The sequence below is a fragment of the Curtobacterium sp. Curtsp57 genome (assembly GCF_047324335.1).
GTDB lineage: Bacteria > Actinomycetota > Actinomycetes > Actinomycetales > Microbacteriaceae > Curtobacterium.
In genome coordinates, this window is the sequence record NZ_CP168511.1 from 3307720 (window position 1) to 3321095 (window position 13376).

Annotated in this window: 13 protein-coding genes; 8 read left to right on the plus strand and 5 right to left on the minus strand. The window is 72.0% G+C overall.

Annotation, left to right across the window (positions count from 1 at the left end):
• Positions 1–51 precede the first annotated feature (51 nt).
• The 4 genes from ACEN9V_RS15995 to ACEN9V_RS16010 are packed head-to-tail and all read left to right on the plus strand — an operon-like array spanning position 52 to position 5755.
• Positions 52–1125 carry a 3-oxoacyl-ACP synthase III gene (locus ACEN9V_RS15995; protein ID WP_413603074.1) on the plus strand — a complete coding sequence of 358 codons (1074 nt, stop codon included), beginning with the start codon at positions 52–54 and terminating at the stop codon, positions 1123–1125.
• Positions 1122–3815 (plus strand): alpha/beta fold hydrolase, encoded by a 2694-nt coding sequence (locus tag ACEN9V_RS16000; RefSeq protein ID WP_413601133.1) that lies wholly within the window; start codon positions 1122–1124, stop codon positions 3813–3815. The genes ACEN9V_RS15995 and ACEN9V_RS16000 overlap by 4 nt, the downstream gene beginning before the upstream one ends.
• On the plus strand, positions 3812–4792 hold the full coding sequence (locus tag ACEN9V_RS16005; RefSeq protein ID WP_413601134.1) for an NAD-dependent epimerase/dehydratase family protein: 981 nt from the start codon (positions 3812–3814) through the stop codon (positions 4790–4792). The genes ACEN9V_RS16000 and ACEN9V_RS16005 overlap by 4 nt, the downstream gene beginning before the upstream one ends.
• Positions 4793–4849: 57 nt before the next feature.
• Positions 4850–5755 carry an NmrA family NAD(P)-binding protein gene (locus ACEN9V_RS16010; RefSeq protein ID WP_413601135.1) on the plus strand — a complete coding sequence of 302 codons (906 nt, stop codon included), beginning with the start codon at positions 4850–4852 and terminating at the stop codon, positions 5753–5755.
• On the opposite strand, the gene ACEN9V_RS16015 is transcribed toward ACEN9V_RS16010, so the two are convergent.
• A complete protein-coding gene (locus ACEN9V_RS16015; protein ID WP_402729806.1) occupies positions 5741–5875 on the minus strand; it encodes a hypothetical protein in 135 nt (44 codons plus the stop codon). The two genes, ACEN9V_RS16010 and ACEN9V_RS16015, sit on opposite strands and share 15 nt — an antisense overlap.
• A 106-nt stretch (positions 5876–5981) precedes the next feature.
• Between ACEN9V_RS16015 and ACEN9V_RS16020 the strand changes: the two genes are divergently transcribed.
• From ACEN9V_RS16020 to ACEN9V_RS16035, 4 genes are all read left to right on the plus strand, one after another.
• The gene (locus ACEN9V_RS16020; protein ID WP_402729805.1) at positions 5982–6479 is read left to right on the plus strand and encodes a hypothetical protein; all 498 of its coding nucleotides are present in this window, start codon (positions 5982–5984) and stop codon (positions 6477–6479) included.
• 121 nt (positions 6480–6600) lie between these two features.
• Positions 6601–8055, plus strand: coding sequence for a sugar porter family MFS transporter (locus tag ACEN9V_RS16025; protein WP_413601136.1), 1455 nt, complete (start codon positions 6601–6603; stop codon positions 8053–8055).
• A gap of 99 nt (positions 8056–8154) precedes the next feature.
• Positions 8155–8619, plus strand: coding sequence for a MarR family winged helix-turn-helix transcriptional regulator (locus ACEN9V_RS16030; RefSeq protein ID WP_413601137.1), 465 nt, complete (start codon positions 8155–8157; stop codon positions 8617–8619).
• Positions 8620–8703: 84 nt separating this feature from the next.
• Positions 8704–10488 carry a chloride channel protein gene (locus ACEN9V_RS16035; RefSeq protein WP_413601138.1) on the plus strand — a complete coding sequence of 595 codons (1785 nt, stop codon included), beginning with the start codon at positions 8704–8706 and terminating at the stop codon, positions 10486–10488.
• A 139-nt stretch (positions 10489–10627) separates the two neighbouring features.
• On the opposite strand, the gene ACEN9V_RS16040 is transcribed toward ACEN9V_RS16035, so the two are convergent.
• From ACEN9V_RS16040 to ACEN9V_RS16055, 4 genes are all read right to left on the minus strand, one after another.
• The gene (locus ACEN9V_RS16040) at positions 10628–11602 is read right to left on the minus strand and encodes a zinc-binding dehydrogenase (protein ID WP_413603075.1); all 975 of its coding nucleotides are present in this window, start codon (positions 11600–11602) and stop codon (positions 10628–10630) included.
• Positions 11603–11620: 18 nt separating this feature from the next.
• Positions 11621–12043 carry an organic hydroperoxide resistance protein gene (locus ACEN9V_RS16045; protein ID WP_071300008.1) on the minus strand — a complete coding sequence of 141 codons (423 nt, stop codon included), beginning with the start codon at positions 12041–12043 and terminating at the stop codon, positions 11621–11623.
• A gap of 22 nt (positions 12044–12065) precedes the next feature.
• Positions 12066–12524 carry a MarR family winged helix-turn-helix transcriptional regulator gene (locus ACEN9V_RS16050; protein WP_413601139.1) on the minus strand — a complete coding sequence of 153 codons (459 nt, stop codon included), beginning with the start codon at positions 12522–12524 and terminating at the stop codon, positions 12066–12068.
• A 75-nt stretch (positions 12525–12599) separates the two neighbouring features.
• On the minus strand, positions 12600–13352 hold the full coding sequence (locus ACEN9V_RS16055; RefSeq protein WP_413601140.1) for an alpha/beta fold hydrolase: 753 nt from the start codon (positions 13350–13352) through the stop codon (positions 12600–12602).
• Positions 13353–13376 lie beyond the last annotated feature (24 nt).

Consider the following 13376-nt stretch of genomic DNA (forward strand, 5'->3'; position numbering starts at 1 on the left):
ATCCGGATCGCGCATCCAGCCCAGATGCGGAAGTATGTATCGGTGACGATCATGACGGAACGGCCGGTGGACCAGGCGACGAGCAGTGAACCGGAGCGGCCCGGCAATGCCACGGCCAAGCACGACAACGTCGCTCTGCTGTCCGTCGCGACCACTGTTGCTGAGCGTGTGACCACCTCGGCGGACATCGAGGAGCGTCTCCGCGGGGTGCTCCGGCGCCTCCGCCTGCCGATGGGTCTGCTCGAGCGGGTCGCCGGGGTCAAGGAGCGCCGCAACTGGGGCGACGGCCAGACCTTCCAGGACGCCGCGATCGACGCCGGACGTCGTGCGATGGCCGAGGCCGGCATCCGCCCGGAGGACGTCGGACTCCTCATCAACACCTCGGTGACCCGGCCGCACCTCGAGCCGAGCGTCGCCGTGCGCCTGCACCACGGACTCGGGCTGCCGTCGTCGGCGATCAACTTCGACATCGCGAACGCCTGCCTGGGCTTCGTCAACGCGATGAGCGTGGCCGCCGGCATGATCGACTCCGGCCAGATCAAGTACGCGCTCGTCGTGGACGGTGAGGACGCCGACCAGGTGCAGCTCAACACGATCGCCCGCCTGAACCAGGGTGGTCGGAACCGCAAGGACTTCATGAGCGAGTTCGCCAGCCTGACGCTCGGCTCCGGTGCCGCCGCAGCCGTGCTCGGCCCGGCGGACATGCACCCGGGCGGACACCGGATCGTCGGTGGCGTCACCCGCGCGGCGACCCAGTGGTACGACCTCTGCGTCGGCAGCGTCGACGGCATGTTCACCGACGCGAAGATGCTGCTCAAGGGCGGCATGGAGCTCGTCGTGGCCGCCTGGAACGAGGCGCGCTCGCACTTCGACTGGGCCGACATGGACCGCTACGTCCTGCACCAGGTCTCCGACGTGCACACCAACGCCTTCGTCGAGGCGATCGGCGTCCCGCGCGACAAGGTCCCCACCACCTACGAGCGCTTCGGCAACGTCGGCCCGGCGTCGATCCCGATCACCCTGGCCGACGAGGCCGCGAACGGGCGGATCCGCCCCGGTGACCGCGTCTTCCTCGGCGGTGTCGGCTCCGGCATCAACACGGCGATGATGGAACTCCGCTGGTGACATCCGGGCTGCCCCGCGTGGCCGCGAGCACCGCTCCGGCCACGCAGCCGCCCTCCCTGCCAGGACTCGACCCCGCGTGGTCCCGTCTGGTCACCGCTGGGCCTGGAGGCTCGGATCCGGTCCGGCGGACCTGGCACCTCCTCGACACGGCTGGGTCCCTGGCCGCGCTCGGCGTGGAACCGGTCGGCACACTGCTGTGCGTGCACGGCAACCCGACGTGGTCGTACCTGTGGCGGTCGGTGCTCCGCACCTCGCTCGAGGTCGCCGCGGCCGGCGGTCCCGCGTGGCGCGTGATCGCCGTCGACCAGCTCGACATGGGCTTCTCGGAGCGCACCGGGCTCGAGCGGGGGCTGCCCCAGCGCGTCGTCGACCTCGGCGCCCTGACCGACGAACTCGGCCTCACCGGACCCGTGGTGACCCTCGGGCACGACTGGGGCGGTGTGGTGTCGCTCGGCTGGGCGGTCGACCACCCCGACCTCGTGGTCGGCGTGACGACGTGCAACACCGCCGTGCACCAGCCGGACGACGCCCCGATCCCCGCTCCGCTGCGTCTGGCGCTCCGTCCGGGCCTGCTCGGTCGCGCGACCGTGGTGACGCCGGCGTTCCTCGAGACGACCCTCGCGATCGCGCACCCGAAGCTCGAGCGCCCCGTCGCCGACGCCTTCCGTGCGCCGTACCGGGGTGCTGCGCGTCGCGGTGGCATCGGCGGCTTCGTGGCGGACATCCCCGTCGACGCCGGGCACCCGAGCGCGAGGGAGCTCGACCGGATCTCCTCGGGCGTCGCTGCGCTCGACGTCCCCGCACTGCTCATGTGGGGGCCTCGCGACCCCGTGTTCCTGGAGCGCTACCTCGACGACCTCGCGGAGCGACTCCCGCACGCGGACGTGCACCGGTTCGAAGGTGCAGGGCACCTGCTGCCGGAGGACGCGGACGTCGCCGGGACGGTCTTCGACTGGCTGGGTGACCGCCTGCCGGACGGTCGAGTGCCCGCCGCGGCCGAGCCGTCCCTCCAGACCGACGCTTCCGAGGCGGCCGCGAGCCGCCCGCTCTGGGCCGCACTCGACGAGCTGCGCGACTCGGACGAGCCGGCGCTCGTCGAGATGGCGGCACCCGGCGGGACCCGGACGATCAGCTGGCGGCTCCTCGCCCGCCGGGTCGACGAGGTCGCCGCGGGCCTCCTCGACGTCGGCGTCCGCCCTGGTGACCGCGTCTCGTTGCTCGTCACCCCCGGAGCCGACCTCACTGCGGCGCTCTACGCCTGTGTGCGCGTCGGCGCGACGGTCGTCGTCGCCGATGCCGGACTCGGGCTCCGTGGCCTCACCCGTGCCGTGAAGGGCGCACGGCCGGACTGGATCATCGGTGCGCTGCCCGGCCTCGCCGCGGCGCGTGCGCTCGGCTGGCCAGGACGGCGGATCGCGACCGTGGCGCTTCCGGCTCTGGCACGTGCTGCGCTGCGTGTCGAGCACACGCTGGCGTCGGTCGCGCGTCGCGGTGCCCGTCGTCTCGCGGCGGGCACGGCGCTGCCGGACGCACCGCCGTCCGACGCACCGGCGGCCGTGCTGTTCACCTCGGGGTCGACCGGTCCGGCGAAGGGCGTCGTGTACACGCACGGACAGCTCGGCGCTGTCCGGGACGTCCTGTCGGCGCAGTACGACGTCGGGATCGGGACCGGCCTCGTCGCCGGGTTCGCGCCGTTCGCGCTGCTCGGCCCGGCGCTCGGTGCGCGGTCCGTCGCGCCCGACATGGACGTCACCGCGCCCAGGACCCTCACGGCGAAGGCGGTGGCGGACTCCGTCACCGCGGCCGACGCGACCGTGGTGTTCCTGTCGCCGGCGGCCATCGCGAACGTCGTGGCGACGGCGCCCGCGTTGACCGATGCCGACCGTGCCGCGCTCGGCCGCGTCCGCCTGTTCCTGTCGGCTGGTGCTCCCGTCTCGGCCGCGCTGCTGACGGCCGCGACCGAGCTGATGCCGAACGCGAGTGCGCACACCCCCTACGGCATGACCGAGGGGCTGCTCATGACGGACGTGGACCTCGACGGCATCCGTGGGGCCGCTGCGACGTCCTCGGGCGCGGGTGGGGTGTGCGTCGGACGACCGGCCGCCGGCGTCTCCGTCCGCATCGCACCCCTGTCGCCGTCCGGAGCGCCGACGGGCGAGCTCACGGACGAGCCGGACTTCACGGGGGAGATCGTCGTCGTCGCCCCGCACGTCCGCGACCACTACGACCGGCTCTGGCGGACGAACCGTGCCGCGCGGCTGGGCATCACCGATCCCCGCGGGCATCGCACCGGTGACGTCGGCCACCTGGACGCCTCCGGGCAGCTCTGGGTCGAGGGACGGCTCCAGCACGTGATCACGACGCCGGCCGAGGTGCTCACACCGGTCGGTCCCGAGCAGCGCATCGAGGGGGTGACCGGCGTGGGGCGTGCGGGTGTCGCCGGTCTCGGCCCTGCGGGGACCCAGCAGGTCGTCGCCGTCGTGGAGGCGGTCCCGCCGGTGCGACGTCCCGGGCTGGCCCCGTCCGCGCTGGCCGCGTCGATCCGTGCCGCTGCGGGGGTGCCGATCGCCGCGGTGCTCGTCGTGCCCGTGCTGCCGACGGACATCCGGCACAACTCGAAGGTCGACCGCACACGACTCGCGCGCTGGGCGGCATCGGTCCTCGGTGGCGGACGGATGGTGCGCCCGTGACGGTCCTGGTCACCGGCGCGAGCGGGTTCCTCGGCCGAGCGGTCGCCGCCGCCGTGCGGGACGCCGGGCACGAGGTGCGCACGTTCCAGCGCCGTCCGTCCGGTGTGGCCGGTGTCGACGGCGGGGCAGCGGTCTCCGACGTGCTCGGGACGATGACGGACCCGGCTGCGGTCGCCCGTGCCGTCGAGGGCGTCGACGCGGTCGTGCACCTCGCCGCCAAGGTCTCGCTCGCCGGCGACCCCGCCGACTTCACCCGGGTGAACGTCGAGGGCACGCAGACGCTCATCGACGCCGCACGGGCGGCAGGTGTCTCCCGGTTCGTGTTCGTGTCGTCGCCGTCGGTGGCCCACACCGGGTCCTCGATCGCCGGTGCCGGCGCGTCCCCTGCCTCGCCGGACGGCGCGCGGGGGGACTACGCCAGGACCAAGGCGGCCGCCGAACTCCTGGCGCTCGCCGCGGACGCACCCGGGTTCGCCGTCGTCGCCGTCCGCCCGCACCTGGTGTGGGGACCCGGCGACACGCAGCTCGTCGGCCGCATCGTCGACCGGGCCCGTCGCGGCCGGCTGCCGTTGCTCGACTCTGGCGCTGCACTCATCGACTCCTGCTACGTCGACAACGCGGCGTCGGCGATGGTCGCGGCGCTGACCCACGCTGCCGACGAGGACGTCCACGGGAACGCGTACGTGGTCACCAACGGCGAACCACGGCCCGTCGCTGACCTGCTCGACGGGATCTGCCGGGCATCAGGTGTGCCGACGCCGAGGTGGCACGTCCCAGCGCGTGTGGCCCGTGCGGCCGGGTCCCTCGTCGAAGTGGTCTGGCGGGTCCGGCCGGGGGTGGACGAGCCGCCGATGACGCGGTTCCTGGCCGAACAGCTGTCGACGTCGCACTGGTTCGACCAGCGACGCACCCGGCGCGACCTGCAGTGGGAGCCCGCGGTGTCGATCGACGAGGGGCTGCGGCGCCTGGCGGGCTGAGCGCCCGTCGTCCCCCGCCTGAGCCCGCGTGGGCACCGCGTCCGTACTGTCGGGAGCATGACCACCACCGTCCTCGTCGCCGGGGCGACCGGAGACCTCGGCGGGCGCATCGTCCGCGAGCTCCTCGCCCGTGACACCAGCGTCCGCGTCCTCACCCGACCCGGCAGCACGACCGCCGCCGAGCGCTTCGGCGGGGACGACCGCGTCGAGGTCGTCACGGCGGCGTACACCGACGGCACGGCACTCCGAGCGGCACTGACCGGCGTCGAGGTCGTCGTCTCCGCCGTCAGCGGCACCCGCTCCGTGATCGTCGACGCGCAGCGGGCACTGCTCGCCGCCGCAGTCGACGCCGGGGTCGAGCGCTTCGTCCCGTCGGACTACTCGGCCGACTACCGACGGACCACGCCGGGCACGAACCGGAACTTCGAGCTCCGGCGGGAGTTCGCCGCGGACCTCGACGCCGCGCGGATCCGGGGCACGTCGGTGCTCAACGGCGCGTTCACGGACATGCTCACCGGACAGGCGCCGATGATCCTGTTCGACCGGCAGCGGGTGCTGTTCTGGTCGTCCGCGGACCAGGTGCTCGACTTCACCACGAAGGACGACACCGCACGGGTGACGGCGGAGGTCGCGCTCGACCCGTCGGCCCCACGGGTCGTCGAGGTCGCCGGGGACCGGGTGACCGCACGTGAGATCGCGGACACGATGTCGCGGCTCACGGGCACCGTGTTCCGGCTGCAGTGGGCCGGGACCGCTGGGACGCTCTCCGCGATGGCGAGGGTCGGGCGCCGGGTGTCGCGGGACACGGGCGAGCCGTTCCCCGCGTGGCAGGGGATGCAGTACTTCGTGACGATGTTCAGCGGGGAGGGTGCGCTGCGCCACGTCGACAACGCCCCGTTCGGTGACGCGTGGACGAGCGTGCGGGACGTCCTCGCCGAGCACGTCGGCTCAGCGCCGGAGTGACCTGCTCCGCTCCTCGTCGTTCGTGACCCCCACCCCGAGCACGACGAGGTCGGTGATGTCGATCGGCGCTGTCGGTGGCAGGTGCAGGTCGGCCGGGTCGATGCGGTGGTGCGAGTTCATGGTCCCCTTCTTCCACGACGGCGTGTCCGGCAATACAACAGCACCTGGCCGCTGGAATGCAAGCGCCCCGTTCCGTGGTGTCACCGGCGCGGGGTACCGTCGTCGCATGGACAGGTCGGAGATCCTCGCAGCAGCCGCGGCCGCGCACGCCGCACGCATCGCAGCGGCCGGCGGTGACGACACCGACGCCCGGGCGCGTGCCGCGGGTGTGGCGGGCGCGCAGCACGACCGCGCGACCGATCGAGACCGCGAACGGGCTCGCGCGGCGGAGTCGGACCGCGCGGCCGACCGGACCGAGGGGGCGCTGTCCGACTGGCACCGGATGGGCACCCGCCGCGGGGTCACCCCGGACGAGCAGGTGCGTTCCGCCTGGTCGATCGCCGGTGTCCCGGATCCCGGTGCCGGTCGTGCCCTGGCCAACGTCCTGCTGTCGACGGCTGGTCACGCGGGTCGCGTCGCCGATGCCGCACGTCGCAACCAGGCGCTCTCGGGGGCGGCCCGTGCCGCGGCACGTCGCACGGTCCGCAGGTACACCGACCACGGCGCGGACATGTCGTCGCTCGGCGACGTGCTCGGGGAGCAGGGCCGAGGGGACCGATCGTGACCAGGGCTTTCGATGGACCGATCCAATCGACCTGACATGAGAATGTGTGGTTGACAGGACAAAGTACTCGGCTACGATCGACCCCAGCAAGGGCGCACGATCACTGACGAAGGAGTCCCCGATGGTCGACATCAAACCGACAGCCACGAGCACGCTTCCGCCGCTCGGCACCGGCCCGTACCGCAAGCGTCTCGGTGTGCTGGCACTCGTCGCCACCTTCGGCGGCCTGCTCTTCGGGTACGACACAGGCGTGATCAACGGTGCCCTGCTCCCGATGAAGCAGGAGCTCGGCCTGACGAACCTCACCGAGGGTGTCGTCACCAGCTCCCTGCTGTTCGGCGCTGCGATCGGCGCGATGCTCGGCGGTCGGATCGCCGACGGATGGGGACGCCGCAAGACGATCATCCTGCTCGCGGTGACCTTCTTCGTCGGCACGCTGACGTGTGTCTTCGCCCCGGCCTTCGGCGTGATGGTGGTCGGCCGTGTGCTCCTCGGGCTGGCGGTCGGTGGTGCCTCGACGGTGGTGCCGGTGTTCCTCGCAGAACTCGCCCCGTACGAGATCCGTGGGTCCCTGTCCGGTCGGAACGAGCTCATGATCGTGATCGGTCAGCTCGCGGCCTTCGTCGTGAACGCGATCATCGGCACCCTCTGGGGTGAAGGGAACGGCGTCTGGCGCGTCATGCTCGCCGTGTGTGCGCTCCCCGCGATCGCGTTGTTCATCGGCATGCTCCGCGTCCCGGAGTCGCCGCGGTGGTTGGCGTCGAAGGGCCGGAACGACGAGGCGCTCGCTGTGCTCGGACAGATCCGCTCGAAGGAGCGCGCGGTCGCCGAGCTCGACGACATCAAGCGGACGAACGACCTCGAAGCGAAGATCCAGCGCGTCAGCGGCTGGCGCACCCTGCTCGGCAACAAGTGGCTGATCCGCATCGTGCTCATCGGCGCCGGCATCGGTGTCGCGCAGCAGCTCACCGGCATCAACTCGATCATGTACTACGGCCAGACCGTGCTCATCGAGTCCGGCTTCCAGCAGTCGGCGGCGCTCATCGCCAACATCGCGCCCGGGGTCATCGCGGTGATCGGTGGCGTGATCGCGATCGCGAACATGGAGCGGATCAACCGCCGGACGACGCTCATCCTCGGGTACTCGCTGACGACCGTGTGCCACTTCCTCATCGGCATCGCGTCGATCACCCTCCCCGCCGGCAACCCGGCCCGCCCCTGGGTGATCCTGTTCCTCGTCGTCGCCTTCGTCGGCTCGATGCAGACCTTCCTCAACATCGCCACGTGGGTGATCCTGTCCGAGATCTTCCCGACGCAGATCCGGGCGCTCGGCATGGGCATCGCTGTGTTCTGCCTCTGGATCGCGAACGCGTTCCTCGGGCTGTACTTCCCGTCGATCGTCGCTGCGACCGGCATCACCGGGACGTTCTTCGGATTCGCCATCGTCGGTGTGCTGGCGCTGTTCTTCATCTGGAAGTTCGTGCCGGAGAGCCGTGGCCGCACCCTCGAGGAGGTCGAGGAAGGCGTCACGACCGGCAACATCTTCACGGTCCCGGACAAGAAGGCCCGCCGCTGACCCGTGCCACCGGAGCCGACCACGCCACCGGGCGTGGTCGGCTCCGCGCGTTCGTGGCGCAAGCGACCTCCACTGCAGGCGGCCTGCGAAGATGGGGTCATGGCTGACACCGCGCCCAGGGGTACCGACGAGCTTCTGGCCGCGTCACGGGGGCTGCTCGGCGTGGTGGCCCGGTCCCTGGCGCCGGCGCTCGAGGACGTCACCGTCCCGCAGTTCCGATTGATCGTCCTCGTGTCGACACTCGGTCCGACCCGCGCCGGTGACCTCGCCGAACGATTGGCGGTCGGTCCGTCGACGTTGACCAGGAACGTCGACCGGCTGGTCGCGGGCGGCTGGGTCGAACGTCGCTCGAGCGAGGAGAACCGACGAGAGGTCCTCGTCGTCGCGACCGACCGGGGCCGGGAGCTGGTCGGCGAGGTGAGCGAGCGGCGTCGTCAGGAGCTCGCGGCGATCCTGGCGCGGATCCCCGAGGGCGACCGTGACGCGGTCGTCGCTGGCATGGGTGCGCTCCGACGGGCGATGGGGGAGCCACTGCCAGAGGAGATCTCGGCGTTCGGCGGCTGACGAGGCGTCCCGGAACCGCCGAGCCGGTCCAGGTTCATTGCATGAGTACAATCGTTGTGTCCATGCAACTGACCCTGGAGGACCGTGTCCACACACGCCGTCACCCGCCCACACCTCCACCGCGCCGGAACGCGCTTCGGCGGTGCCGCCGTCCGGCTCGCGATTCCCGCCCTCGTCGTCGGAGCAGGGGCCGGCGTGGCTGCCGTCGTCTTCCGATGGCTCATCGAGCACGCCACGTGGGTCTTCAGCGGCCACGCCGACTACTCCGCCACGCACGGGAACCCCGCGAACCAGTGGGTGCCGTGGCTCGGGGCCGGCTTCGTCGTCCTCGCGCCGGCCGTCGGCGGTCTGCTCTACGGGCCGCTGATCCAGCGCTTCGCCCGTGAGGCGCGCGGCCACGGCGTCCCCGAGGTGATGTTCGCCGTCGCCAGGAACGGTGGCAGGATCCGCGGGAGCGTCGCGGTCGTGAAGGCCGTCGCGAGCGCGATCTGCATCGGGGCCGGCGGCTCGGTGGGTCGTGAGGGGCCGATCATCCAGATCGGCTCGGCACTCGGTTCCACGATCGGCCGCTGGATGCGGATGCCAGAGGTCCGGCTGCGGACGCTCGTGGCGTGCGGGGCGGCCGGCGGGATCTCGGCGACGTTCAACGCCCCCGTCGCCGGGGTCTTCTTCGCGCTCGAGCTCCTGCTCCGCGACTTCACGCCGACCTCGTTCGGCGCCGTCGCCATCGCGAGCGTCACGGCAGCGCTCATCGGCCGTGCGGCGTTCGGCGACACCGCGTTCCTGCACCTGCCCGCGATCGGGTCCATCACCCCGCCCGAATACCTGCTCTTCGCGCTGCTCGGGCTCCTCGCGGGCGCGATCGGCATCGGCTTCGCGCGGGTGCTGTACCTCGTCGAGGACCTCTGCGGCGTGCTCTGGCGGGCCACGAAGGGGCCGGAGTGGCTCCGGCCGGTCGCTGGCGGCCTGCTGCTCGGGCTCCTGCTCCTCGTCCTGCCGCAGATGTACGGCGTCGGCTACCCGGTGCTCGAGCGGGGCGTCGGCGGCGAGTACGCGATCGGGTTCCTGGCGGTGCTCGTGATCGGGAAGGTGTTGGCGACGTCACTGACCCTCGGCATCGGCGGGTCGGGAGGCGTGTTCGCGCCGTCGCTCTTCGTCGGCGCGATGACGGGAGCCGCCTTCGGCGAAGTGGTCGCGATGGTCGATCCGTCCATGCGCGGGCAGGTGGCGGCCTTCGCCGTGGTCGGCATGGCTTCGGTCTTCGCCGGGTCGACCCGTGCGCCGATCACCGCCGGCATCATGCTGTTCGAGCTGACCGGTGACTACGCGCTGATCCTGCCCGTGTTCGTCGCGATCGTGATCGCCACCGCCGTGTCGCGGGCGCTCTCGCGCGACACGATCTACACGCTCAAGCTCAGTCGACGCGGGGTGGACCTGACGGACTCGGCGGTGGAGCCTCCTCGGCGTTCGGGGACGACGGCCGGGTCGTCGGCGCGGCCGCTCGGCGACGTGCTGACGACCGAGGCGACCGCCGCGCAGGCGCTCGAGGTGCTGGAGGGTTCCGGCGGCAACCCGGTCGTGGTCGTCGGTGTCGACGGGCAGTTCGCCGGGGTGGTCTCCGCGAGGTCCGTCGGGGACGCCGTGCTGGGGGACGTCGGCTTCGCCTCGCGCTCGGTCGTCGACGTGGTCGCCGACGTCCGCGCGGTCCCCGCGGACTCCGCGCTCGAGGCCGTCGTCACCGATGTCGTCGACGCCACCGAGACGGTGGGGCTGCCGGTGGTCGACGGATCCGGGCGGCCGGTCGGCTGGCTCGGAGCGTCGGACGCGTTGCGCGCGCTGGTGCCCGACAGTCGGATGGATCGCGCGTAGGAAGACGGATCCCGACCAGACGACGGACGGGAGGCACGGTGCCAGCTGGCACCCCTCCCTCGCAGGCTCGGTCGGCGCGCCCCGCGCAACGCTTCGCGTTGCCGCCAAGCGGGGCGCGCCCGTCCGTCCTGTGGCCGCGTTACGGGCGCAACAGGACCTTGCCGACCCGGCCGGCGGTGTCCGACGCGCGGACCGCGTCCTGGACGTCCTCGAACGCGAAGGTCTCCGCGACGGGGAGCGTCAGCGAGCCGTCGAGCACCCGCGTGATGAGCTCGCCGAAGAGCTGCTGCTTCGTCTCGGCGGGCATCGTGCGTGAGACCACGCTGCCCCAGAAGCCCTTGACGGTGAGCTGGCCGAAGATGACCTTGCCCGACGGGATCTCGAGCGTCGGCGACGCCATCGCGCCGAAGACGACGAGCGTGGCGTCCTCGCCGAGCACGGACGCGATGTCACCGGCGGCCTTGCCACCGACCGACTCGACGCCCGCGACGATCGGAGCGCCACCGGTGATCGCGGTGACCTGGTCCTTCCAGTCCTCCGCGTCCGTGGCGACGATGCGCTCGATGCCCTGTGCACGGAGCTCCTCGACACCGGCGGCGCGACGCACCAGACCGATGACGTTGATCCCGCGCGCCTTGCCGAGCTGCGCGACCATGCGGCCGACGGCACCGTTCGCGGCGTTCTGGATGAGCCAGTCACCCTCGTGCAGGTCGAGGGAGTGCAGCAGGCTGATCGCGCTGAACGGCATCGAGACGAGCTGTGCCGCGGCTTCGTCCGTCATCGCGTCGGGCACCGGGACGAGCCCGGAGGCCTTGGCGGTATAGTACTCCGCCCAGACGCCGAACGCGCCGCCGGCGACGCGCTGGCCGACCTGCAGGTTCGTCACGCCGTCGCCGAGGGCCTCCACGACGCCGAGGGCTTCGGTGCCGGATGCGGCGGGCAGCTCCGGCTTGAAGCCGTAGGTGCCGCGGACGGTCCAGAGGTCGTGGTTGTGGATCGGGGAGAGGACCGTGCGGACGAGGACCTCGCCGGCGCCGGGCGTGGGGACCGGACGCTCCTCGACGTGGAGGACCTCGGCGGGTTCGGCGAAGGTGTCGTGGACGACGGCGCGCATGGTGGTGTCGGTCATGGACTAGTCCTCCGAGACGGTGATCGTGACGTCGATGTTGCCGCGCGTCGCGTTCGAGTACGGGCAGACCTGGTGTGCGGCGTCGGCGAGGGCCTGGGCCTGGTCGTGGTCCATGCCGGGGATGACGACCTCGAGCGTGACGGCGAGCTGGTAGCCGCCCTGGCCGTTCGGGCCGATCTGCACGCGACCGCCGACGGACGAGTCGGTGATCTTCACCTTCTGCGCGCGGGCGACACCCTGCAGTGCGGAGTGGAAGCACGCGCTGTAGCCGGCGGCGAACAGCTGCTCGGGGTTCGCGCCGTTGCCGGAGCCGCCCATCTCCTTCGGGATGGCGAGGTCGAAGTCGACCGTGCCGTCGCTGGTGGTCACGTGGCCGTTGCGGCCTTCGCCGGTGGCGAGGGCCTCTGCGGTGTAGAGGACGTCCATGTGGTTCCTTTCCTTCGTGAGGTCAGTGGTCCGCGGGAGCGGTCGCCGCGGGGCTGGCGACCGCGTGCATCGTCTCGGTGAGGCGCTGCAGGGTGCGGATGAGGTCGGTGGCGGCGTCGGCGTCGGTGAGTCCCATGCCGGCGGCGATGCGCCCGGGGACGTCGGCGAGCTCGGCGCGGATCGACCGGCCGCGTTCGCCGGTGGTCACGGTCACGACGCGCTCGTCGCTGCTGCGGCGTTCGCGGCGGACCAGGTCGGACTGCTCCATGCGACGGAGCAGCGGCGACAGTGTGCCGGAGTCGAGCTGTAGGTGGTCGCCGAGGGTCGAGACGGTCTGGTCGCCCTCCACCCAGAGGGTCACGAGGACGAGGTACTGCGGGTACGTCAGGCCCCACGGCTCGAGCATCGTGCGGTACGCCTGGGTCGTCGCCCGGGTCGCCGCGTAGAGCGAGAAGCACACCATCTCGTCGGTCACCGGCATGCCCCAAGCATTGCACGCAACCGAGTTGTGCACAACCTTTCCGATGTGACGGCGCAGTGCGGCGCTCCGTCGCGGTCACGCTCGGGCGCGGACGACCGTCTCCTCGATCAGCGTGGCGCACGTCGCGGCCTGGTCCTCGACGAGCATGTGGCCGGTGCCGGGCACGATCACGAGCCGGGAGCCCTTGATCGCCTCGTGGATCGCCCGTGTGTGCTCCGGCCGGACGACGTCGTCCTCCCCGGCGGCGACGAGCACCGGGGCCGTGATCCGTGCGACGTCCTCGGCGGTCATGCGGGGCTCGGTCGACCACAGCTCGACGGTCTTGGCGGCGATGACCGGGAAGTACGAGCGGTCCTGCGGGGCGATCGCCGCCCAGTCGTCCCCGATCGCCTCGTCGAGCTCCTCGGCCGTGACCGAACCCGGCTGGTACCCGGACGGATCGAGGTTGCCGGAGAACGCCGAGACCGACGCGACCAGGTCCGGTCGGGCGATCGCGAGCAGCAGTGCCGTGTTCGCGCCGTCGCTGTGCCCGACCACGTGGACGGGGCCTCCGATGCGGTCGTCGACAAGGGCCGCCGCTTCGGACACCATCGAGGCGAAGCCGAGCGGCTCGTCGGTGTCCGGCGTCCGTCCGTGCCCACGTCGGTCGTACGTCCAGACCGCGAACGACGGGTCGAGGCGAGCGAGGATCGGGTCGAACACCCGACCGTCCGAGACGCCGCCGTGCAGGAAGACGAGCTTCGGTGCGGACGGCCCCGAACCGGCTCGCGTGCGGAACCACACGGGGACACCGTCGATGTCGTGCGTGCCGGTCTCGAAGTCGTCCACCGGATCAGCGTACGGCCGTCGCTT